Consider the following 23,178-nt stretch of genomic DNA (forward strand, 5'->3'; position numbering starts at 1 on the left):
TCAATCTTCAATCTTCAATCTTCAATCTTCAATCTCCAAATGTCCCAGATTCATCACTCCTCGACTCGCGGTCAACACCAGGCATTGCTGGTGATGTTGGCACTTGAGGTGGCGATCTTTGCCTGGCTGGGCACGAACTTTTTTAGTGTCGCTAATGGCCTGGAGATCCTGCGTCTGAGCGTTGAGATCGGTTTGTTAACACTGGCTATGACGCTGGTAATCGTGACTGGTGGAATCGATCTGTCGGTTGGATCGCTGATGGGATTATCGGCGGTGATCTTTGGCATGTTGTGGCGTGACGCGCATCTGCCGATACCGCTTGCCGGGCTGATCACGTTGCTGGTCGGCGCGGCGGCGGGCAGTTTGAATGGGTGGTTGATTGCTTATGGTCGCTTGCCGCCACTGATTGTTACGCTAGGCACCTTTTCGCTATTTCGCGGCTTGGCTGAAGGCATTACCGGCGCTGTCGACAACTACACTGGTCTGCCAGCAGACTTCTTGTTTTTGGGACAAGGTTATGTGCTGGGTCGCGTGCCGACCCAGATCCCAATTTTGTTGGCAGCGGCTGTCTTATGCTACTGGTGGTTGAACAAAGCTGTCTTTGGTAGAGCCTTGGTGGCCATTGGTTTTTCGATCGAAGGAGCGCGGTATGCGGGCATCAATGTTGCGCGGCGGTTGATTAGCGTTTACTGTTTGAGTGGACTGTTCGCCAGTATCAGCGCCCTGGTCTACGTTGCCCACTTGGGCCAGGCCAAAGCGGATGCAGGTACCGGTTATGAACTGATGGCTATCACCGCTGTCGTGCTGGGTGGTACCTCGATCTTTGGTGGTCGCGGCACGATCGTCGGTTCGATGCTCGGGCTATTGGCCATCGCTGTTCTTCAAAATGGTTTACGACTATCCGACTTGCCGGCCGAGTTGGCTGGAGTGCTCAGTGGTGTGCTGCTGCTGACCACGATCTGCTTGGATCGTTATTCCACGGTCCGCCGGTCCAGTCGGGCGACCAGAATCGCCAATGCGGCCGCCGGGACTGGGGCAATTGCCGAGAGTCATGTTTCACCTTCACAGGAGTTTGAGATGAAGAATGCACAGTTAGTTATCCTGTGCGCCACGATTCTCTTGGCCGCGCTGATCGTGGCCGGCAGCAATCGTGCGTTGGTCGATGCCGTCCGAATTTCGCCGCCCGCGCCAGCAGGTTCCACTGGCAGTAGCGGAGTGTCCTCAGCGGATGACATCGCCAGTACGGGTGGCCGCACATCGATGGCATCCGGCATGACCGGCGAGACCAGCAAACGCATCACGGTTGCCTTGATGCCCAAGAGCAAAGGCAATCCATATTTCATCGTCTGCCGCAAAGGGGCCGAGGAAGCCGCCAAAGAACTGAATGTCAACCTGCTGTGGGACGGCCCTACCGATCCCGATCCCGCCAAACAAAACGAAGTCATCGACACGTGGATTACGCGCGGCGTCGATGTACTGGCCGTGGCCGTTGAGAATCGCGCCGGGATCTCCAGCGTGCTTAGAAAGGCGCGCGAGCGTGGTATCCGGGTTATCACATGGGACTCCGACGCCGAGGAGGATGCCAGGGAGTTTTTTGTCAACCAGGCAACGCCGGAAGGCATTGGTAATACGCTGATGGATCAAGCCGCTAAGACCATGGGTGGCAAAGGCGAGTTTGCGATCATCACCGCTTCGTTGACCGCAGGCAACATGATCGAATGGCAGAAGCACATCGAGGCTCGCCGTGCATCGAAGTATCCGGATATCAAGATGGCCGTGCTGCGGCCTTGTGATGACAAGCAGCCCAAGGCGTTCGACGAAGCCAACAATATCTTGAACGCGTACCCCGACGTGAAACTGATCATGGGCATTTGCTCGCCCGCCGTACCGGGTGCGGCCGAAGCGGTCAAGCAATCGGGCCGATCCGATGTAAAAGTGATTGGGCTGAGCATGCCCAACGACAACAAGCGCTTTGTGCACGAAGGCATTACCGACGCGGTAATCCTGTGGAATACGCTAGATTTGGGCTACTTGACCGTCCAGGCGGCCGCCCAGTTGCATCGCGGCCAGTTGAAGTCCGACAGTACCTCGATCAAGGGTGGCCGCCTGGGCGAGATCGAGATCCGCGACCACAACATTTTGCTGGGTGAACCCTTCATTTTCACTAAAGAAAACATCGATCGATTTGACTTCTAAAACTCGACAATGGCCGGCGTGAGTGCCATAATAGGGGCGCTCGATCATTCCGCACTTTTCGTTGATTATCCGGGTCTAGTACCCATTCTGAGGACTGTCATGAAGTACTGCCTGTCCCTGCGCAAGTGGGCCTGTTTAGGTTGTGTGTTGACGCTGAGCTCGATGTGGGGCTGCGGCAGCAGTGAACCACCTCCGGCCCCAGCTCCTGCTTCCAGCAGTGCTTCCCAGCCGCCACCTAGCATGTCGACTGAGGAACCGGAAAGCGAACAGGTCGCCAGCGAGGAAGAGGGTGAGTCAGAACCCGTCAGTCCCGAGGAAGCGACCGCCATGGGCGACATGAGCGGCATTATGCCCAGCAGCCTCGCCGGACAGTCCAATGCATTTCAAGGCATGCCCACCATGTCACCAGGCGGTGGCGGAGGTACCGTTGGTACTGAGTCGATCTTCGATGGCGGGGGAATGGCCAACTCGATGGGTGGACCGGGTATGGGCATGAATGGTATGAACGGCCCAGCGATTGTCGACCCGGCTCCCGACGAAGACGCAGCTTATTTGGAGAAGGCCAAGTATGCATTCGCCATCGGCAAAGAATCGGTCGCTGAACAATATGTCATCGCTCACTTGCTGGCCAATGATGCCGAAGCACCTACGATCCTGCAACAGATTCGCTACTCGCCCGGCGCTCGCAAACCTGCCTTGCTGGTGCGATTCGCCGTTGGTGTTGAACTAAAGGCCCCCAGCACGATCACCGATTACAAACCTATCGGACGCACACCGTTCGCCCAGCGTGCTGGTGGCGGAGGCATGGGCGAAATGTCGATGGGCAGCATGGGTGGCCAAGGTGGCCAGAATGCTCAAAAGACCTTCGTCGATTACACCGGTCGCTTTGGCGAAGACCTGATCAAGTCCTTTGAAACCGCCTGGGATGCAGGCGATTTCGGCGACGTCTTCAAAGACGTCGATACCATTGTTCCCGTTAATCGAACCGCTCCAGGCATGGCCGGGGGTGGTATGCGGGGTATGGCCGGCATGAGCGGCATGGGAATGAGTAGCGGCATGCCGATGGACTTCGGTGGAGGTGGTGGCGGCTTTAACCAACCTAATGCCACTCCGGCCGACGCTGCCTTGCGCGGCAAAGCCGTGCCCGGCAAAAACATCGTGCCCGGCCTGATGTTCCTGGGTACTGGAACGAAATCTGAGTTGCTGGGTAAAGCCGAAGCCGAAGGGATCGACTTCTTGTTCTTCTTCGATGTCGAAGTTGAAAATTCACGCATGGGCGCCACCAACAAGACGCGCATGTTCTTGCTCTCAACTCACTCGGATAAACCGCTCGGAGCCACGGCAACGCTCAATGCCATTGACGTTGATCGCAAGATGGCAACCAAAGGTGACAACGACGAAGTGGCCAAGAACCTGACCAACATCTTCAAGAAGATTGACTCCTCCGCCAAGTTAATCGACATGCCAGCCATCAAGCCCGCCGGCGCTCAGGCACGCATCAAGTCGCTGATTGAAAAGAAGAACAAGGACCCACTACCCATTCTGATGGAAATCAAACTATTCCATTCGCTGGGCCTGCTGAACGACGAAGAGCGTGACGCCGCGCTGCAACTGACCATCGGTGGACACGGACTAGCCTTCGTCAACGGCACCGCCGAAGATCGCGACTTCGTGCTGGAACCTATGCTCAGTAGCTATAAGTAACGGGATTCTGCCGGTTCTCCGCTTCATTCCCCTGCGGTTTGCATTTACTTTATGCGTAAAGTAATTAGCGATCCTTTGCATTTTGAATACTTTAGATGCAAACTAGTGAAACGCCCCGGTTCTCCCCAACGCTGTGAAGCATTTTAACTTGCAAAAACTGGGCTTCCATAAATTGCCAAAGGATGAAAAAAGGCCAGATTCCCCCAAGCACTAACTGAAACCTATCAGTCAGAAAGGAATCTGGCCGTGAGTCGCAAGCAACGAGCAAAGAATAGATCACGAGTTATCAAACGTAGGGCCAAACTCGAGCTGGTCAAGAATCGTGCATTGTTCAAGGAGCTCGTGGAGCTCATCCTTCCCTCAGGAGCATTATTTGCCAAAGGCCAGTTCCATGGCAATGCCACTTGGCAGGGAGAACAGTTAGCCGCACAAGCTTTGATTTGGACATGGCAAGAGTGTAAGAATGTGACCGATTCATTTGCCCAGTCGATTGAGACTTGTCATGGCTTGGGACTCACGAAAATTGCCCGGTCTTACACTGGGATGATGAACGTATTGACCAACAACCAGGAAGTTCTCCGAATTGGCATTCGCGCTCGCCTTCATTTGCTGGCGAAACTGTGGGGAGATCGTTTTTACCGCACCGATGGCTGGGTACTAATGGGCTTTGACGGTTCTAGAGCGACGGTACCACGTTCGGTTTCAAATGAAGAGGCATTCTGTGCGCCTAACTACGGTAAGGGAAAAAAAGCCCGTTACAACGACAACAAAGCGCAGAGGCAGAACAAGAACTCCACGTCGATGAACAAGCCACGCAAGAGAGCCGAAAAGCCTGCACCGCCAGAACCGCAAATTTGGATGACAATGGTGTGGCACATGACTATGCGATTGCCATGGACCTGGCGGTTCGGGCCTTCTAACTCCAGTGAGCGTCACCACGTTCGCGACATAATTGAGCAAGAGGAATTTCCGACAGGCACCCTATTCACTGGCGATGCAGGTTTCGTTGGTTTTCAATTATGGAAGTCGATTGTGGAAGCGGGGCATGACTTCCTAGTACGAGTCGGGGGCAATGTAAAATTGCTCAGTCAAAACACGGATTCTAGAACGCAGGATGATGGAACGGTTCTGTGCTGGCCTAAAGACCAAATGGATAAAGGTGTTCCGCCACTGCGACTTCGCTTGGTTCGCGTAACGGTTGGAAAAACGAAAATGTGGATGCTGACCAGTGTGTTGAATGAGGACGAACTAACCATCGAACAGATTGCAAACTTCTACAAGCAACGGTGGTTGATCGAGGTCGAGTTTCGTGGGCTAAAGCAAACGGTCGACAAACAAAAACTTCGTTGCCGCAATCCCGAACGATCATTGGTTGAAGTCGAGTGGTCTTTAAACGCGATGGCATTGGCGGAACTGTTTGCACTGCGAGCCCAAATATCAGCAGCGACGAAAGAGAAGAAAAAGAAAAAAGACAAGAAGGAGAAGAATCGAGACTATACCCCCAATGACCGAAGTCTGGCAAACACGCTACGAGTATTGCGCAAATACATGCGTAACTTGAATGAGAGTAGCCAACCAAACCAGCTAACGCTGGATCTGATCAACGCAGTAGTACAACGATATAACAACACCACCGACAAACGCGCGCGCCATAGACCCAAAGACGCTGAAAAGAAATCGCTGGGTGAACCAACCATTCTCAAATTGACTTCTCGGGAACGGAAGAAATTAACGGAACTCGAACTCAAAAACGCCGCATAAAATGCTTCACAGCGTTGGGTTCTCCCCTTCTCCCCCAATGTACTCATTGGGGGAGAAGGGGAGCCCCTGCGGTTGGCGATTACTTTATGAATAAAGTAATTGGGGATTCTTCGGTCTGCGATTACTTTCCGCCGAATCCTTTCTCACCGTTGTGAAATGCTACAATACCGGCACCGAGCCCTTTTCACTCATACCCCTTGGAGCCTGCCGATGTCCCAAGCCTCTCGTCGTCAATTCTTGCAAGTCACTTCCGCGTCCGCTGCTGCGGCTATGTTCTCTGGCGTTGGTACTTCCACGCGCACGCTCGCACAAGAGGCTGCTGCTAGTCCCAATGAACGTCTGCGCATCGGTTGCATTGGCACGGGCGATCGCTGGAAAGGTGTCGTCGGCCAAGCCAAGATTTTCGGTGACGTGATCGCGGTGTGCGATGTCGATGCCAACCATCTTGAGGAAGGACGCGGCATGATGCAAAACGTGCAATCCAAATCGGGCAAAGAGTACACGGTCGATGCCTACGAAGATTATCGCAAGATCCTCGAACGCAAAGACATCGACGTGGTCACCATCATTACTCCCGACCATTGGCACTCCAAGATCGCTATCGAAGCCATGCAAGCCGGCAAGGACATCTACTGCGAAAAGCCGCTGACGCTGACAATCAATGAAGGCAAACAGATCATCAAGGTGCTGGATGAAACCAAGCGCGTCTTTCAGGTCGGCACCCAACAGCGGACTGAAATGGGCCAACGCTTCATTCAAGCCGTGGCCATGATTCGTGCAGGTCGCATTGGCAAAGTGAAACGCGTGATCTGCGATATCGGTGGCGCTCCGACCAGTGGCGAGATCCCCAAAGCCGAAGCACCCACAGGGCTCAACTGGGAACGTTGGCTGGGCCAGGCACCGCTGGTCGACTTCCGCTACAAAGCTGCCGAAAAAAATCGTTGGGGCAACTCGCGTTGTCATTACGAATTCCGCTGGTGGTATGAATACTCTGGCGGCAAGATGACCGACTGGGGTGCCCATCATGTGGACATCGCCAGTTGGGCACTAGGCATGGATAAGTCTGGTCCGCTGAGCCTGGAAGGCAAAGCCACGCACCCCGTAGAATTCAAAAACGGCATGCCGACTCGCGATGATCAGTACAACACAGCCACGGAATTCGATGTCACGGTCATGTGCCCCAATGATGTTGAATTACACATTGTCTCTGGATCGCCCGATGGCAACGGAATCTTGTTCGAAGGCACCGACGGTCGGTTCCATGTCAGCCGCGGTTCCATGAAGGGTGGTGTGGTCGAAGCCCTCAAAGACAATCCGCTACCAGAAGATGCTCTGGAACAAGTCTATGGCGGCAAGATTCCACGCATGCATTTCGAGAACTTCGTCGAAGCCATCAAAGCCCGCAAGCAACCAATCTCGGACGTGTACAGCCATCATCGAGCCATGACGACCTGCCACCTGGCCAATATCGCCATTCGCTTGGGTCGCAAGATCAATTGGGATTCCGTTCAGCAGACCATCGTGGGCGATGCAGATGCGGCCCAGTGGATGGGCCGCCAACAGCGCAAAGGTTACGAGATCGACGTGTCGATCTAAGGAATCAAATTCTTCAAGTAGCGATAACTTTGGCGCAAAGAGTTCTTGCGATCTTCAATGCTCTTTTCGTAGGCTCGGTCCTCGACTTCCACGCAGGCCGGGCCGCGATATCCGGCATCTAATAGTACTGAGAAAAACTTGCCCCAATTGATGTCACCCAGCCCCGGTAGCTTGGGCGTGTGATACTCAGCCGGATGAGCCAGTATGCCTACTTGGTTCAGTTTTTCGACATCGATCCGCACATCTTTCAAATGGATATGAAACAGTCGATCCGCAAAATCTCGCAGCGGGGCCAGATAATCCATGTGTTGCCACACCATGTGCGAAGGATCGTAGTTGAGTCCCAAGTTACTGGAACCCAAGTCAGCGAACAGACGCCGCCAAATAGCTGGCGAGACGGCGATATTCTTGCCTCCAGGCCATTCATCTTTCGAAAACAGCATTGGACAATTTTCGATGCCCAGCTTCACGCCGACCTGGTCGGCCAAGGCCACAATGGGTCGCCATGTCTCCAGCAGCCGAGGCCAATTGTCATGCACGCTCTGCGTGTAATCGCGACCGATGAACGTATTGACGCGCGTCAGGCCTAAACAAGGCGCGGCGGCGATCACGCGCTTGAGGTGCTCAACGGCCGTCTGCGCCTCATCGTGGTTAGGCGAAAGACAATTCGGATAATACCCCAGAGCGCTCAACGAGACACCAGTCGAGGTTTTCAACTCGGCGATACGCTGCACTGCGTCATCATCCAGTTGGGTAACGTCGATATGCGTTACACCCGCGTAGCGCCGCTCCGCCTGGCTGACGGGCCAGCACATGACTTCGATGCAGTCGTAACCAGTTTCACCGGCGAATTGCATGACCTCGCTCAAAGACAACTCGGGTAAAATGGCGGTCGCAAATCCAAGTTGAATCATGGGTTGATACTCACGGCTAGAGGTAACATTTGGGCCTCACTCGAGGCAACCACAAGGACAATCAGACGGGCACATCGACACGCCCTTAGGCCACTCCGGCGCTGCCTTGCACTAGTTTACGCAGCTCTTTGTAGTCTGTCTTGCCCGTTCCCAATTGAGGAATTCTGTCCAAGCGTTGCACTTCATCTAGACGCATCACTCCCGTGAAGCCTGACTTGAGCAATAGCTGACTGGCTTCGCGCAAAGTGTATTCAAAGGTCGTAAAGAGTGTGATATGTCGACCATCGGCCGTTTCAATACCTTCGACCGCAACTCGCGGCCCCTCTTCGCTGTTGGGAAAGTGTTTCAAGAAAGGTTCCTCCAGCGCGGGCAACGAAATCATTTCACCGCCGGCTTTCAAGAAACGTTTCAGCCGTCCCTGAAAAGTGATGTATCGGTCTTGATCCATCGACACCAGGTCGCCGGTCTGGTACCACTGTTTCCCGTTTAGTTCCACAAATGGCGACGGCCCCTCAAACTTGTAGTAGCCACTGAATACTGAAGGGCCGCGGACCAACAACATGCCAGTCTCGCCTGCCGAGACGAGCTGGTGTGTCTCGAGATTGGCCACACAAGCTTCGACGCTCTCGAGTGGTTTGCCGACCGTCCCGCTCTTGATTGCCCCCGGCCGATTGGCGGCGACGACTGGGGAACATTCGGTTATGCCATAACCTTCCAGGATGACAGCTTTGGGTGCGAGCTGGCGACACTGCTCAAATACACTTTCGGGACATTTCTCCGCGCCCGTGACGATCACGCGCAAGCCCTGCAGTTCAGCCCCCTGGCAGGCGGCCATGATGAAACTAAGAAACGTGGGCGTGGTAAACAACAACGTTGGCTTGTAGGCATCGATTGTGGCCACCAAGCCGCGGGCATCAGTTGGATCCGCGAAACGCGCGCAGGGAATGCCACACACGGCTGGCAACACGACATTGCCAGTCAAACCAAAACTGTGAAACGGTGGCAGAAACCCTAACAAACTGTCTGAGCTAGTGGGCCCCAACACCTGCAGAGCATCACGAATGTTGGTCAGCAAGTTCTCATGCGTTAGCGGAACTGTCTTGGGTAAAGATTCTGATCCCGAAGTGAACAAGAACACGGCCACATTTTTTGGCTGAGCGCCTGAGACTGCTTTGACAAAAGAACCTGGAGCAACATAACTGGCAACCAGTGTGCTCAACTTGTCCCAGCGCCCTATCTGCTCGCGCAACGATTCCAGAAAGACAAACTCGGCACCCGAGATTTGGATATCCAGTCGATCGACCAGTTTCTGCGAAGTCAGTACATACTGAGTGTCTGTAACTTTGACCGCGTGAGCCAGGCCCGCCGGACCGGTGGTCCAGTTCAGCATCACCGGCGTCTTGCCAGCCAGCAGCGTGGCCAAGAACGCGACGTCCGCAGCCACCGAGGCAGGCAGCATGATGGCCAGTCGCTCGCCGGCGAGCAAGCGCAACTTGCCGGCCATCAAGGCCGCACCCACCAGCAAGCGCCGATTGGTCAGCACACCACTCAGCCGATCTGCGATGGCCACGTCACTGGGGGCCGACTGCAAGCGGCGTACGATGGCCAGGCCCAATGTATCGGCCATCGGTAAGTAGTTTTGCCTGGTCGCGCGCTGCGCAAACCATTGCGGTGCAACCTGCATGCGTTCCACCGGTCCGCCAGAGAGTTGACCATCGGCCAGCGCCCACAGAGCGCCGACGGTCGTCAGCACAATGTTGCTGCGAAATCCAAATTGCTTTTCGACCTGCAAGGCAAAGTCCATGCGGTCCAGGCTATCCATGCCCAATGATTCGAGAGTTGTCCCTTCTTGCAACTCTTCGCCAGTGAGTTCACGCTTTAAATGCGTTTGTAGCAATTCATTAACTTGCTGCATCGTCTTTGATTTGATCTTCGTTAGATCTGCGTCCAGGCCGGTGGTGGCGGCGCCGAACTCGCCTTGGCTGGGACCGAACCAATGATGGTACCGCACAAACAGCGGCGTCTGCGGACCGTCGCTGTTGTACCACTGTTCCAGATAAGCGTTGAATCGCTCGCGTGAATCGAGTGGCAGCTGCGGGCGCTGCATGACTTCGATCGTGATATTCACTGGCCGGCGAGGCAAGAACACGCCCAGGCTGGCCACTACCCAACCAAACGCTGATCGAGCCACCGCTGCCAGGTTGGGCACGGTGCCGGTGCGCGCACAACTGAAACTGCTACCCCAGATCCCGCGCGTGCGGACCAGCACGATATTCAGGTTGGGTGTCCGGCTGACAATGTCGTGGACTGCGCGGGCAGCGCCGATGACTTCGATGTTCCCACGCTGCAAGCGGCCCGATGGATAGATGAGGAAACAATCGCCGGCATCAAATCGAGCCACGACCGAATCGATCATCTCCATGGTGCGAGCTTGCGCATCGCGACTAGCTGCCGAGAGATCAGGGACTTCGAAGGCACGCACCAGGCTCATCAGCGGTCGCAACAGCGGCATGCGATAGGTACCTGCGAAGACCAGCGGCCGGAGCGGTTGATGCAGGCGAATGTGCGACAGAATAATCGCCGGGTCGATGTAACCTGGATGGTTCGGCAAGACCAGGGTGGGCCCCGACAGCCCGCGCAATTGTTCCGCTCCGTGCAGTTTCACACGGTAACGCAGATGCAAACACAACCCAGCCACCAACCAAAAGATGCGATTGAGCAGTACGGCCACAACGATAATTCCTAACTTCAGGGTGCGGTTCTTCAGACTGATGTTGCCGCGTTGGAAACGCCGACGCTAGTATGTCGCACAGCTATGGTTTTTGGGAGGAGGAGACGGGCATGTCGAAACTGTCAAGCTTTTTTCTGGGCATGTTTTGTGGTGCCGTTGGCCTGCTGGTCACCATGAATTACTACATAGTGCGGTCCAAGGACAATATCCACTTGGTGCCCAAAGTCGCCGCGAAGCTGGAAATACCCTACTACGATATTCGCTCTTACAAGCTCGAAGATTGGCAGCGTCATCCTTCGCTGGCTGCTGCCATCGTCACTTCGAAAAATCAGCCGCTCATGGACGGCAGTGGCGTAGAATCTGTCCGCGGCAGCGTTGAAAACCTGCTGCGCCAATGGTCCCAGTAACGGAATGGTTCAAGCCTTTCGCGCCTAAAAACAAAACTCATCTCTGGCCCCACTCCGAACCGATACAGCGCAATGCTTGCATAAGTTTGCCCCACGTAGGCGAGTCTCTCCGAGACTCGAACTGCTGCTACGTGCACGTAGCCGAGTCTCTCCGAGACTCGGTCTTTCCAGTGTCTCGGATTGATCAGAGTCTGTGGTTCAGCGTCTCGGAGAGACGCTGCTACGTGAAGTCGCTTCGAAAAAGTGGGAGAGTTCATCATGGAGTTTGATCGCAATCGTTACTTCATGATTGGGGTATTGTTGTTTCTGCTGGGTATTCAGTTCCGATGGGTCGAATCGTTTGTGCTGAACGAGCCCAGCACGCGAATGCTAGCACGATTCACGACAGGATCTCAATACGCATCGGCGCAGGATTTTGGAACTTCTCTCTATTTAAACGTGCATCCATCGCCGAAGAAACAGATGAAGCCGCCGACTTGGTTGGGCTACGTACTTCTGACGGCTGGTGGAGTTATTTGTCTGCACGCTTTGGTACTGCCCAAATCCAATAAGTGACCGCGAGCACTCATCTGCTTGATATCGATCGTAGGGCTGGTTCTACAAATTCGGGTAATTGACCCATGCATTCGACTGTTCGTTCGGCAATTCACTCACCCATGTTTTGGGTGCTGAACCTGATTGGCCTGGCCGCGATTGGTTCCAACCTGGCCGCAGGCGATGGAGCTGGCTCCGGTGACGATGCCAGTTCGACGGCTGCCAGCACGCGCGAGCCCAGCAAGATATTTCGCGAGGGAGCCCGCATTGAATCGCGAATGATGGTCGTGCGGCTGGCGGGCGAGACGCTCAGCCTGGAGGCCGAGGATGACAAGCAGTCCTTCGAAGCTTTGGAGAACCTGGCGCTGGAACGCATCGTGCAAGCCGTTCGGGCTGATTCAGGCGACAAACGCTGGCTGGTCACGGGCACGGTCACTGAATACCGTGGCCGCAATTTCTTGCTCTTAGAGCGCGTCTCGCGCGCTCCACGCTCGGCTCAATAAGAAAAAAATTGGGGTCAGGAAAAAAATTGGGGTCAGGAAAAAAATTGGGGTCAGGTCTAGACCTGACCCCTTTTCTCTGCCTCAAACGGCGCTCAGCGAGTGCCGCTGCGTCATCCGGTGGGGGACAGTGGGTATTGAAAGCGGTGACGGTTTCGTCAGCTAGCGTGTGCCTTACATCCAATTGCTGAATGAACCTTCCGCGAAGCATCTACAGCCGGCATGCGCTCGGGTCAGACCCGGGATTCGGGATTCAGTTCGATGGTGATCAATTGACGGTCGCCGAGCCATTCTATTTGCTTGAACCTTCGAGCAAACCGGGCTGACGCGCTGTCTGGGTAGCTCAAACTCAATCTAGCCGACACTTACTCCGACTTCTGAAGAGACCGCAATCCCGAATCCCGGGTCTGACCCCGGCGCTACGCACAAGATCCCCAGGTGTCAATTGCAGTCCGAAACCGTACAAGTCGAGACCTGACCCAGACCTGACCCCATTTTCTCGGCTTGGCGTCCTGCATTTCGCGAGATCGTTAATGCCTTCGTGGAACACGATTATCGTGGACGAAGGGAGAAGGGCGAAGCGACCTAGTGTTGAGTGCACTGGTCTCGGATACGAAGGACGGTTCCGCCAGCGTTAGTTGGTCATCATCGAATCGGCAGCGATTGCAGTCAGCGGTCCGTAGTCAGTACAATAGGATCATCGATCAATAGCTTGGAGAATGAGAAATGCTGCCCAATGGCTTTACCGCAGTGATCCGTCAAGACGGAACATGGTGGATTGGATGGATTGAAGAAGTTTCCGGCGTCAATTCGCAGGGGGCAACCCGAGATGAATTGCTATCGAACCTGCGTGAAGCGCTGGGCGAAGCGATTGAGATGAACCGCGAAGATGCTCGCAATGCTGCTGGCGAAACATTTGAAGTGGTAACGATTGAACTGTGAAACGTCGAGATCTGATACGGCACCTGATGGATCATGGCTGTGAACTCGTACGTGAGGGCGGTAGTCATTCATGGTGGGGCAATCCTGCGAATGGACGCCGATCCGCGGTCCCGAGACACAGCGAAGTATCTGACAACTTAGCCCGAAAAATATGCCGCGACTTAGGCATTCCGGATCCATAGGACAACGAACAAAACGATGAGACAGCCGGCATGCGCTCGGGTTAGACCCCGGCGCTACGCACTGACTCCGGAGCTCGCACAACTACACTCTCGCGTGTATCTGTGACTTCGTCAATGCTGCCCTGGCCGCAAAGCGCCACCTATGTCCTGATCGCTCCCGCTACAAGCTCAAACGCGCCCCTCATCCCCCGTCCCTTTCTCCCCCAATGAGTACATTGAGGGAGAAGGGGGGCCCCTGCGGTTAGCCATTACTTTACATGTAAAGTAACACGACTTAAAACGAAACACGGGGTCAGGTCTCTATAAAGGTGGCAAATCGAGACTTGCCCTCGTTTTCCAGCGGTCACAACTTACCTCTACGATGCCCTAGACCGTGTGACGATGGAAACCAACGAGTTGAGCCCCGACCCTTTGTTTAGTCCAGCTGATTGATCTCACCACCGGAGCGAGTCCCCAAGGCTCGCCAGACGGCCAGGTCAATTGAATTGCTGATCGAGCGCACAGATCCATCCAGCAGGTTCACGTTGACAATGCCTGTGTGGTAACTGCGGGATGTTATTACTGCATAGCTGGGTCGCGAGCTACTGTTACCTTCCTGCTGCGAATTGAAGTCAACGTTGGCATACGTTATCCCGTTGTAGACGTAGGCCAACGGAGTATTGGGCGCGAGCGTCGTGGTAAAGCCGCTGTGGTGGCAATGGCCGTTGGCCCACTCCGTGTGACCAGTTCCATAGCCTTCAGGTAACAAGCGATCGGGCTTGCCACTGGCGACAGCCGCCAACGCATCAGCAGCGTTGGCAGGAACGTTGGTCGTCGGTGGTCCGGCGTTACGCGTGTATGCTGCCCAGGCATGCACCTCGGCTGCCAACAGTGTATTGCTGGTCCCGTCGGTGATCGAGCCCATGGTGATCCGAGAGTTTGGATGCGTCATCCCATCACCCCCGGTATTGGTCAGTGGGTTGTAGATGAACCACGTTCCAAAATTGAAGCCGTAGTTGGTCGGGTACAGAAAGATGCCGCTCGTGCTGCCCGTCGTACTGGTGTCGCGCAGTTGCTGGCCCTTGGGATCCGAAGGGCAATAGTAGACCGGAACTTGGAAGCGACTGACAATCGGCTGGCTCGACCAGCCGACGCTCAAGTCAATTTGGTTATAGAGATTCGATTGCTCCATGTAAGGCAGCAAACGGCCGTGAATCGACCAAGAGCCGTTGTTGCTGGCGGTAGGATTGATGCACGAGCTAGGCGGCAGTTTGCGATTGGCCGATTCGTAGTTGTGAGTCGCTAGTCCAATTTGTTTTAGATTGTTGCTACAAGACATTCGACGCGCCGCCTCACGCGCGGCTTGGACCGCCGGCAGTAGCAGTCCGACCAAAATGCCTATGATGGCGATCACAACCAACAACTCAACCAATGTGAATCCCGAGTGTCTGCGCATGTAACCCACTTATTGAACTGGTGTCTGAAATTCGAGCGTATTGACAATGGCAACCGCCTAAAGGCAAAGACTGTGCCCAATCGGGAAATGCACATATTCCCAATGTTTTCACAACATTTTGGCGCTACATCCCTCGAACTTCGCCTGCACTTGGTGATCTGTTGTCCAGGGGTGGCCAAAAATGTAACAGTGGCGCGACATTAAATGGGGTCAGGTCTATTTTCCCAAAATGGACCTGACCCCTTTTTCTTGGTGCGATACAATTTAGGGAGCAGGTCTGATCCACTCTCACCATTTCTTACTTTGCACGACATGCAGCCACTGAGGCAGATTAGTTCGACCGCGGAAAACATGGCTGTGCAAGCTGTTCGGCTGTACCGCTTGCGAGCCGCCTTGTGGTGCACGGTTTATGTTGTGTTGGTCACAGTGTTCTTTGTCCTGGTCGACTTTGGTCTGCACGTTGACGAATCGGGCTTGCGTTGGTTGCTGAGTCTACTATGGGTGGGATCGCTGCTGGCAATTGTCTGGTACTGGGCAAACGATGCGTGGCGGTTCCGCCTCAACTCTTTGCAACTGGCCCAGTGGATTGAGCAGCGGCGTCCCGAGCTGGCAGGACGATTAAGCAATCTCTTGGCTGCCGAACAATTACCGACCAGCGACTTGCGATTTGGTTCGCTGGAGCTGCGTCGAGCTGCCATCAACTCCGATTTAGCTCAATTAGGCGATCCCCCGTGGCAGAATGTCCTTGACAAACGTTCAACCATCGCAGCTGCCACAGTCTGCGCTGTGGCTTTCAGTCTGCTGGGGACAATCGTCGCGACCAATCAAACGTTGGCGGCATTGGGAATGGAACGCATGGTGGCGCCGTGGCGCTGGGCGCCTTGGCCCCGCGCAGATCAACTTGAGTTTGTCGCGTTGCCCAGCATGATTGCCATCAACAGCCAATTAGAAGTTCAAGTTCTCGACAACCACCCTCCCCTGCCGCTGGATGTACTGCTCGAACTTCGGCACCGCGTTGAGCGCAATGAACAGCCGGTCGTCGACAGGTTACCTATGCGATCACTTGAAGAGTTGGCAGTGTTGACATTGCCCGCCATGGACAGTGACTTCTCCGTGCGTGTGCTGGGAGGCGATCAACGCGAGGCTCCGTGGCACGAGATCAAGGTCGCGCGGAGACCCATGCTGGTCGAACATCAGTTCACGATTGAGCCGCCGGTTTACACCGCCCAGTCACCTTTCCAACTAGTCGGTCAACGCATCGAAGTGCTCGCTGGTTCGCGAGCTACATTTCATGGCCAGTTTGATGTGCCGGTGCGGGCTGTGGTCGCCCTGCCCGCGCCTGCATCGACAACTCAGGACGCACCCGCAGCGACTGAAGAAACATCCTTTGCCTGGCTTTGCACGCTCAGCGCTGACGGCCTAAGCTTCGATATGGCACCGGAGGCTGGACCGACGGCAGTCATTCAAAGCGATCAATCATGGCGATTGGAGATCACGACTGCTGAGGGGCTGGTCGTGATGGATGAACGCCCATGGCACATTCGAGTCATGGCAGATCAAGCCCCGACAGTCACGCTTCATCCGCTGGAATCACCCAGCATCACACGGCACGCGCGACTGAACCTAACCGGTCAAGCCGTCGATGACTTGGGACTAGTCGAGATCGCTCTCCAATGGCGTACAGGTGACGCGGCCGAACCAACTCGCCAAATCGTTTGGAACAGTACCTCGACTTCGACCGACCGCGCCATGGATGCTTCCACTGGATCTGCACCGCCGCCCAAAGCTGTCGATGTATCAACGCAGTGGCCGTCGGCATCCATCGCTTTGGTTACTGGTCAGCGCATTGTGTTGGAATTAGAAGCCACCGATACCGCCGGTCAACGATCGCGTAGTCTGACACAATCCGTTGAAGTGCTGGACGACCAAGCCATGTTGGCTCAGGTGCAACAACAGCAAGCCGAAGCCTTTAGCAGTCTGCGCGAGATCGCTCAATCGCAGAATCGAGCGACACATTCGTTGGAACGAGCCCTCGAAGTCATAATGGCCGCTGGCAAAGTTGAAAACAGCGAATCTGATTCGGTGGCGACAGCCCTGCAGTTAGAAAACTCGGTGGCCAATGCACTGGTCCGCTCGCCCGATAGTTTGCACGAGCGCTTGGGAGGCCTGGAGAAACTGCTGTCGCAAAACAATTTGAGCGATTCCCAATTGGCCGAGGACATTGGCCGGCTGAAACAGCAACTTGACCAATTGCAAACCGAGACGATTGAGCCGGCCATCACGGCTCTCGATCAGGCCAGCCAAACGGCGCGTTCCGCCGCCGAGCAATCAACCACCAATACTCAGACGCTTGAACAGTTGAATACTGCACTTACCGCTGCCCGACAACTTTCGTCACAATTGAGCGGATTGACTCAATCGATCGCCGCCGTCGAATCGCTCGCCGACACACAGAAACAATTCCAACAGTTGCTCAGCGAGCAACAAGCCGTACAGCGCACGACCCAGCAGTTGCAGGTGGACGCCCTGACGGAGAATAGTCGCTCGCAATTGCAGAGCAAACAAGCTGGTATTCGATCCGATCAACAAGATCTGGCTCGCAATGTCACGGAATTGATGGCCAAGCTCGATCGTGAACTCCAATCGGCCAATCAAAATGCTGACCAGCCCGCAGTGGGTGGGCAAAATACAGATATCCTCAGTCGTGTTCGCCAACAACTGCTCGACAGTCAAGTCGGAGCGCGCATGCAGCAGGCTGCCGAGCAGATCGAAGATAATCGCGTTTCGCAGGCCCTGGCCTCACAACAAGCGTCCATCGAAGCGCTCGAGCAAGTAGTGGGTGAATTCAGTTCCGGTGCTCAAGGCGGCTTGGAGAGTTCGTCTAACGCCATGGAGAATCTGGCTAGGCAACTCGAGCAACTCGCAGGCAATCAACAAGCCTTAGCCGACCGCATGCGGCAACAACAACAATCCCGCAACGCAGCCGAAGGCGATTTCCTCGCACAAGAACAAGCCAAGCTCGCCCAAGCGATCGAACAGGCAACCGATCGCGCAACCGCCGCCGGCAGTCAAGCCATGCGAGAAATGCTGGACGAGGCGCAGGAGGCAGCACAGTCTGCTACCGACTCAGCACAACAAGATCAATTTGAACAAGCCGCCCAACAAGCAGACTCGTCGGCTAGTGGACTCCGCCAGGCGCAGCAACAGGCCAGCCAGAAAGCGGATCAACTGCGACAACAACTTTCGCAACAGCAACTACTCGATTTGGCAACCTTGCTCGAGACGCTAGTCAAGCGACAGACCGATGTCGTTGAAAAACTGAAGGCCATCCCCACAACTGCCGACAGCAGCCAACTCCCGTCACTGACCGAAGTCATCACCACGCACCAACAGTCACTCAATCAACTGCGCGATGGCCGTTCACAATCCAACATCCCCGCAACCTTCGACTGGTTACTCGAACAATGCGAAGATGAACTAGTCAGAGCCCTGGCGGCTCTGGAACGGCAGCGCGTCCATCCCGAAGCAATGACCAGCGCTAGTGCCGCCTTGGGCATGTTCCGCGCCGCTTTGGCCGCGCTCGATAAAGCCACCGATCCACCTTCGCCAGCAGGCGAATCGCAGTCAGCTGATCCTTCGGAATCCAAAGAGCCAGATAAACCCGAATCGGCGATTACCCTAACCAGTCTGAAACTGCTGCGTGAAATGCAAGCCCTGCTGAACGAACAATCCTCTCAAGTCGTTGAACTTAGTCCCGATGATACCGCCCTGCTCGAACGACTGGCCCAACGCCAACAAGCCCTGGCCGAGCAAGTCCAAACATTGATGAAATCCGTCAACAAATAGTATCTGTGCCACTGACGGTGTGCCAATAATGTTAGAGTTGGAAGGTAGTGAGGCTAGCAGCCAATGCCACACGCGTACACAGGCTGGAAGCCTATGCTACATGAGTTCACAGGCTGGAAGCCTATGCCACATGAGTTCACAGGCTGGAAGCCTATGCCACAGGGGAGCCAGTGATGAAGCGAATATGCGTTGCGCTAGGGTGTTTGCTGATCAACCAGGCTCTGTGCCTGGCCCAGGATACTCCTGCGCCACCGCCGAAAACTACGGCACCATCTACCACCGCACCCGCTACCACTGCTCCACCTGACCTCACCGATGGTTTGTTGGACTTGTTGCGCGAGCCCGTTGAAAACAAAACTCCAAACGCGGAGCGACCCAGCGTGCCAGCCAAGGAAGTTCCGCCCGTTCCAGGCTCCGAGACGGGTGAAGATATTGGGCAAGGGCCTGAGCATCCGTTGGTGCCTGTCCAGCAGAGCATGGTCCAACTGGCCGATTGGCTACGTAGCGGTTCGGAACCTCAGAAGACTCAGCAACTGCAGCGCGATGTGGTTCTACGTCTGGATGAATTGATCGCGCAAATGCAGCAGCAGCAATCGCAGAGTAAATCACAGTCGGGATCGAGTTCGTCAAGTTCCCAGTCTGCGTCTCAATCGCAAAGCACCGGACAACCCACCGGCCAGCCTGGTGAACCATCCAGTCCTGCCGCTGGTCAGCGCCAGGGCAATTCTCAGTTGGCCAACAAGGCAGGCACTCCCGCGGATTCTAGTGCGCCAACTTCGCCGAATCGAAACGGCAATCAATCCGGCCAACCGGGCGGCGATCCACCAACTGCTGGTGGGAACCAACCCAGCGGCGAGAGCCAGCCGGGATCGTCACCACTGGGTAATCGCCAAGTGGTCATCGACTTGAATGATCCAACTGCCCTGCAGCGCAGCGCCTGGGGCAGCTTGCCTGAGCGCATGCGTGAACAGATGCAGTCGCGCATGGTCGAAAGATTCCTGCCAGGTTACCGCGAAGACATCGAGGCTTATTATCGTGCCCTGGCCAAGTAACTCGAGGGCGCTCAATCGGCGGACCTTTGTGCGCGGTACGACTTGCGGTGGGGCTCTCGCGCTTGGATTGGGTTCGCCCGGGCTGACCAGTCTGCTCGAGGCGAGCCCCTGGGCCGACGAGTTGCCCGCTCGAAATGACTTTGACGAACTGTACACGCAGGACGTCGACCAGGCGGTCCGATCTGGGCTGATGATGTTGCTCAACGGACAAACGGAAGAGGGTAGCCTGGGGAGAAATGAAACCGGTCGCAACGTGGGTGTGTGCTCGTTGGCCGGTTTGGCCCTGATGAGTCGCGGAGTTCGATCCGGTATCGGACAAGCGGGTTCCGCGTTGCAAAGGATTGGCAACTACGTCTTGGGGTCTTCGCAAGAAAGTGGCTTCCTGACAGTTACTGGTGCCACCAGTCATGGACCGATGTACGAGCACGGATTTGGTACTTTGTTTCTAGCCGAATTGCACGGCACGGATCCTAAGCTGGATGTTCGACCACGATTGTCAGCGGCCGTGGATTTGATTGTGCGATCACAAAACAACCAAGGCGGTTGGCGCTACGATCCGCGGCCGACCGATGCTGATCTGTCGGTAACCGTATGCCAGGTCATGGCCCTACGGGCTGCTCGCAACGCCGGGGTGGGGGTGGCCAAAGAGACGATCGATCGGGCGGTCGACTATATTCGCCGCAGTCAAAATCCTGACGGCGGATTCATGTACCAACGGTCCGGCGGTCAAAGCCGATTTCCCTTGACCGCGGCCGCCGTGGTGGCTCTGTACAACGCTGGCATCTACGACTCGTCGGAAATTGATGCGGCGATAAAATACTTGCACGAGAACTTTGGCTCTTGCTCTTCACTGCAGCGCGAAACATTCTTTTATTATGCGCATTACTATTCCGTTCAAGCATTTTGGCATCGCGGTGGCGACCAGTGGAAACAGTGGTACACGCGGCTGCGCAGAATTTTGCTGCAACTGAAGACCGACAACCAAGGCTGGTTTGACTTTTACAGCAGCGAATACGGCACAGCCATGGCTTGCCTGATTCTCAATATGCCGCGAACGGTACTACCGATCTTTCAACGGTGATAAGGGGCTGGTGTGACTGCTGTCAACGAGTTGTCCAAGCGGCTGATCGCAAACGTCGAGCGTGCGATCGTTGGCAAACGCAAGCAATTGATTCTCGCTCTGGTCTCATGGTTTTCCGGTGGTCACATCCTGCTGGAAGATGTGCCGGGCGTAGCCAAGACCATGTTGGCGCGTGCCTTGGCCTTGAGTGTTGGTTGCAATTTCAAACGCATCCAGTGCACGCCGGATTTATTGCCTACCGATGTGACCGGCGCCTCGGTCTTCAATCCGCGCACTGTCGAATTTGAATTTCGGGCTGGCCCCATCTTTACGCAAATCCTGTTGGCCGATGAAATCAATCGCACCACGCCGCGCACGCAAGCGGCACTGCTGGAGGCGATGGCTGAAGGGCGTGTAACGGTCGATGGAGTAACTCATCAACTGCAACCGCCGTTTCTGGTTATTGCCACTCAGAACCCGGTCGATCACGAAGGCACTTTCCCACTACCGGAAGCGCAGTTGGATCGCTTTCTGATGAAGTTCTCGCTCGGCTACCCGTCGCTGGAGGAAGAAGGTCGGATGCTGGATATGTTGCAGCACGACCATCCGATCAACTCGCTATCTGCCGTCGCCAGTGCGCAGGACCTGATCGATGCTCAGAAGAGTATTGGTGATGTGCACGTCGATCCCAAGGTTCGGCAATACTTGTTGCAGATCGTCCACGATTCGCGCGCTCACGAAGCCTTGGCACTCGGTGGCAGTCCGCGAGCCTCAATCGCTCTGATGCGCAGTTCGCAGGCCATGGCTGCTGTGTTGGGTCGCAATTATGTGCTTCCTGACGATGTCAAGAAAGTTGCCAATGCGGTCATGGGGCACCGTTTGATTCTGAAACCCGAGAGCCGCCTGCGTAAGATTACGACACAGAGCGTCTTGGATGAGATTATCTCCGAGATCGCGGTGCCCACGGTATCCAGTGCCGGCCGCGAAGGAATGTTGACTTAACATGCGTGCGTTTGTCGGTATGGCGCTGCTGTTACTGGTCGGCCTGCTGACTGGTGCCAGTATGTTAGTGTATGCCTCGTACGTGCTGGTAATCATCTATTGGGTGACGCGCACGCTTTCGCGCCAATGGGCCGACAATCTCAAGGCGACTCGCAAGTCGAGCACTCACGAAATTGAAATCGGTCAAACCATCCTGGTCGGCTATACCCTGGAGAATCAAAGCCGCTGGGCCATTACTTGGATGTTACTGGAAGATGTCCTGCCCCGTGCCGCACTGATTGGGCCGCCGCGGTCGCTGCAGGTCGAAGGCAGCAATTTGCGGCTGATTACTTTACCCAGTCGCGAACCCAAAATACACTCGTATCGCCTCAAGGCTCATCGGCGTGGCTATTACCAGATCGGTCCGCTGATCGCTGAGACGGGTGATGTCTTTGGATTGCATCGACGTTTCCGAACGATCACCAAGTCGGAAACTCTGTTGGTTCTGCCCAAGATCATTCCGCTGGCCGGTTACGATTTGGCAAGCCAACGACCGGTCGGAGAAGTGCGCGTGACCTACCGTTTGATGGAAGATCCAACGTTGATCTCCGGCGTGCGTCGCTATGAACCAGGTGATCCGCTTCGCAGTGTGCATTGGCGAGCCACTGCCCGCACAGGGACGTTACAGAGCAAACAGTATCAGCCGACGACCATGGCCGGCGCGACTATTGTGCTGGATTTGCATTGCCAATCCAATCCCGATCGCCATGAACCGATCCGTAGTGATTTAGCAGTAACGGCCGCAGCCTCAATGGCGCATACGCTCATGCAGATGCAACAGCCCTTTGGTTTGGTTAGCAACGGACGCGATGCAGCCGATCGGATGGCCGAAGAAGAGTTGCGCGAGTTCCATGATCGTGGAGCCGCCCGTCGCGCCTCGGCCATGCTTCAAAAAAGCGATCGACTGCGACCAGTCATCATTCCCCTGGGACGCGGACCGGAGCACTTTTTGCATTTGCACAAGACACTCGCCCGAATCGAACGCACCGACGGTTTACAGTTGCCCGACTTCTTGATCGAAGTGGAAAGTCGTCTGTCGCGGCAAGCCACCGTCATCATTATCGTTCAAGAAGTGGATGACGCAGCCGCTTTGGCCCTGGGCATGTTGAAGCGCCAAGGCTACTCGGTCACAGCCATCGTCAATAACTACGAAAACGACGCCTACTTGTCAGCCAGCTCCCGCTTGATCGCGCAGCGCATCAACGTCCATCACTTGCTGGATGAAGATTCGATCCCACACCTGTGCGCCAGTTTGGCACTGGTATAGTCTCCTTTCG

At 55.3% G+C, this 23,178-nt stretch carries 17 protein-coding genes; 14 read left to right on the forward strand and 3 right to left on the reverse strand.

Annotation, left to right across the window (positions count from 1 at the left end; genetic code table 11):
• Positions 1 to 39: 39 nt before the first annotated feature.
• The 4 genes from SH573x_RS20435 to SH573x_RS20450 all read left to right on the forward strand — a co-directional run bounded on the left by SH573x_RS20435 (position 40) and on the right by SH573x_RS20450 (position 7,257).
• On the forward strand, positions 40 to 2,196 hold the full coding sequence (locus SH573x_RS20435; RefSeq protein ID WP_479349602.1) for a substrate-binding domain-containing protein: 2,157 nt from the start codon (positions 40 to 42) through the stop codon (positions 2,194 to 2,196).
• A 99-nt stretch (positions 2,197 to 2,295) separates the two neighbouring features.
• On the forward strand, positions 2,296 to 3,900 hold the full coding sequence (locus SH573x_RS20440) for a hypothetical protein (RefSeq protein ID WP_479349603.1): 1,605 nt from the start codon (positions 2,296 to 2,298) through the stop codon (positions 3,898 to 3,900).
• Between the two features lie 342 nt (positions 3,901 to 4,242).
• Complete coding sequence (locus tag SH573x_RS20445; protein ID WP_479349604.1) at positions 4,243 to 5,661, forward strand: transposase; 1,419 nt, start codon at positions 4,243 to 4,245, stop codon at positions 5,659 to 5,661.
• A 210-nt stretch (positions 5,662 to 5,871) separates the two neighbouring features.
• The gene (locus SH573x_RS20450) at positions 5,872 to 7,257 is read left to right on the forward strand and encodes a Gfo/Idh/MocA family protein (protein ID WP_479349606.1); all 1,386 of its coding nucleotides are present in this window, start codon (positions 5,872 to 5,874) and stop codon (positions 7,255 to 7,257) included.
• On the opposite strand, the gene SH573x_RS20455 is transcribed toward SH573x_RS20450, so the two are convergent.
• Together SH573x_RS20455 and SH573x_RS20460 are read right to left on the reverse strand one after the other, a co-directional pair.
• A complete protein-coding gene (locus SH573x_RS20455; RefSeq protein WP_479349607.1) occupies positions 7,254 to 8,171 on the reverse strand; it encodes a sugar phosphate isomerase/epimerase family protein in 918 nt (305 codons plus the stop codon). The genes SH573x_RS20450 and SH573x_RS20455 overlap by 4 nt on opposite strands.
• 85 nt (positions 8,172 to 8,256) lie before the next feature.
• The gene (locus SH573x_RS20460) at positions 8,257 to 10,902 is read right to left on the reverse strand and encodes an AMP-binding protein (protein WP_479349608.1); all 2,646 of its coding nucleotides are present in this window, start codon (positions 10,900 to 10,902) and stop codon (positions 8,257 to 8,259) included.
• A 110-nt stretch (positions 10,903 to 11,012) separates the two neighbouring features.
• On the opposite strand from SH573x_RS20460, the gene SH573x_RS20465 reads away from it, so the two are divergent.
• From SH573x_RS20465 to SH573x_RS20485, 5 genes are all read left to right on the forward strand, one after another.
• Positions 11,013 to 11,309: a hypothetical protein gene (locus SH573x_RS20465; RefSeq protein ID WP_479349609.1), complete on the forward strand. Its 297-nt coding sequence runs from the start codon at positions 11,013 to 11,015 to the stop codon at positions 11,307 to 11,309.
• Between the two features lie 258 nt (positions 11,310 to 11,567).
• Positions 11,568 to 11,864 (forward strand): hypothetical protein, encoded by a 297-nt coding sequence (locus tag SH573x_RS20470; protein WP_479349610.1) that lies wholly within the window; start codon positions 11,568 to 11,570, stop codon positions 11,862 to 11,864.
• A gap of 65 nt (positions 11,865 to 11,929) precedes the next feature.
• Complete coding sequence (locus SH573x_RS20475; protein ID WP_479349612.1) at positions 11,930 to 12,346, forward strand: hypothetical protein; 417 nt, start codon at positions 11,930 to 11,932, stop codon at positions 12,344 to 12,346.
• 723 nt (positions 12,347 to 13,069) lie between these two features.
• Positions 13,070 to 13,285, forward strand: coding sequence for a type II toxin-antitoxin system HicB family antitoxin (locus SH573x_RS20480; protein ID WP_479349614.1), 216 nt, complete (start codon positions 13,070 to 13,072; stop codon positions 13,283 to 13,285).
• Positions 13,282 to 13,467: a type II toxin-antitoxin system HicA family toxin gene (locus SH573x_RS20485; protein ID WP_479349615.1), complete on the forward strand. Its 186-nt coding sequence runs from the start codon at positions 13,282 to 13,284 to the stop codon at positions 13,465 to 13,467. Before SH573x_RS20480 ends, SH573x_RS20485 begins: the two co-directional genes overlap by 4 nt.
• 415 nt (positions 13,468 to 13,882) lie before the next feature.
• On the opposite strand, the gene SH573x_RS20490 is transcribed toward SH573x_RS20485, so the two are convergent.
• The gene (locus tag SH573x_RS20490) at positions 13,883 to 14,902 is read right to left on the reverse strand and encodes a DUF1559 family PulG-like putative transporter (RefSeq protein WP_479349616.1); all 1,020 of its coding nucleotides are present in this window, start codon (positions 14,900 to 14,902) and stop codon (positions 13,883 to 13,885) included.
• A gap of 312 nt (positions 14,903 to 15,214) precedes the next feature.
• On the opposite strand from SH573x_RS20490, the gene SH573x_RS20495 reads away from it, so the two are divergent.
• The 5 genes from SH573x_RS20495 to SH573x_RS20515 all read left to right on the forward strand — a co-directional run bounded on the left by SH573x_RS20495 (position 15,215) and on the right by SH573x_RS20515 (position 23,168).
• Positions 15,215 to 18,748 carry a DUF4175 family protein gene (locus SH573x_RS20495; RefSeq protein WP_479349617.1) on the forward strand — a complete coding sequence of 1,178 codons (3,534 nt, stop codon included), beginning with the start codon at positions 15,215 to 15,217 and terminating at the stop codon, positions 18,746 to 18,748.
• Positions 18,749 to 18,921: 173 nt separating this feature from the next.
• Entirely contained in the window at positions 18,922 to 19,800 is an 879-nt protein-coding gene (locus SH573x_RS20500; RefSeq protein WP_479349618.1) for a hypothetical protein, read from the forward strand.
• The gene (locus SH573x_RS20505) at positions 19,784 to 20,881 is read left to right on the forward strand and encodes a prenyltransferase/squalene oxidase repeat-containing protein (RefSeq protein ID WP_479349619.1); all 1,098 of its coding nucleotides are present in this window, start codon (positions 19,784 to 19,786) and stop codon (positions 20,879 to 20,881) included. The genes SH573x_RS20500 and SH573x_RS20505 overlap by 17 nt, the downstream gene beginning before the upstream one ends.
• Before the next feature lie 12 nt (positions 20,882 to 20,893).
• Positions 20,894 to 21,862 carry an AAA family ATPase gene (locus SH573x_RS20510; RefSeq protein ID WP_479349620.1) on the forward strand — a complete coding sequence of 323 codons (969 nt, stop codon included), beginning with the start codon at positions 20,894 to 20,896 and terminating at the stop codon, positions 21,860 to 21,862.
• A 1-nt stretch (position 21,863) separates the two neighbouring features.
• Positions 21,864 to 23,168, forward strand: a complete 1,305-nt coding sequence (locus SH573x_RS20515; protein ID WP_479349621.1) for a DUF58 domain-containing protein — start codon at positions 21,864 to 21,866, stop codon at positions 23,166 to 23,168.
• Positions 23,169 to 23,178 lie beyond the last annotated feature (10 nt).

The sequence above is a fragment of the Rania fehmarnensis genome (genome assembly GCF_056494185.1).

Bases quoted from the DNA above. Each gene is read 5' to 3' on its own strand.
- SH573x_RS20435 (WP_479349602.1), top strand. From the start codon at position 40: ATGTCCCAGATTCATCACTCCTCGACTCGCGGTCAACACCAGGCATTG.
- SH573x_RS20440 (WP_479349603.1), top strand. From the start codon at position 2,296: ATGAAGTACTGCCTGTCCCTGCGCAAGTGGGCCTGTTTAGGTTGTGTG.
- SH573x_RS20450 (WP_479349606.1), top strand. From the start codon at position 5,872: ATGTCCCAAGCCTCTCGTCGTCAATTCTTGCAAGTCACTTCCGCGTCC.
- SH573x_RS20455 (WP_479349607.1), bottom strand. From the start codon at position 8,171: ATGATTCAACTTGGATTTGCGACCGCCATTTTACCCGAGTTGTCTTTG.
- SH573x_RS20465 (WP_479349609.1), top strand. From the start codon at position 11,013: ATGTCGAAACTGTCAAGCTTTTTTCTGGGCATGTTTTGTGGTGCCGTT.
- SH573x_RS20470 (WP_479349610.1), top strand. From the start codon at position 11,568: ATGGAGTTTGATCGCAATCGTTACTTCATGATTGGGGTATTGTTGTTT.
- SH573x_RS20475 (WP_479349612.1), top strand. From the start codon at position 11,930: ATGCATTCGACTGTTCGTTCGGCAATTCACTCACCCATGTTTTGGGTG.
- SH573x_RS20480 (WP_479349614.1), top strand. From the start codon at position 13,070: ATGCTGCCCAATGGCTTTACCGCAGTGATCCGTCAAGACGGAACATGG.
- SH573x_RS20490 (WP_479349616.1), bottom strand. From the start codon at position 14,902: ATGCGCAGACACTCGGGATTCACATTGGTTGAGTTGTTGGTTGTGATC.
- SH573x_RS20495 (WP_479349617.1), top strand. From the start codon at position 15,215: ATGCAGCCACTGAGGCAGATTAGTTCGACCGCGGAAAACATGGCTGTG.
- SH573x_RS20500 (WP_479349618.1), top strand. From the start codon at position 18,922: ATGAAGCGAATATGCGTTGCGCTAGGGTGTTTGCTGATCAACCAGGCT.
- SH573x_RS20515 (WP_479349621.1), top strand. From the start codon at position 21,864: ATGCGTGCGTTTGTCGGTATGGCGCTGCTGTTACTGGTCGGCCTGCTG.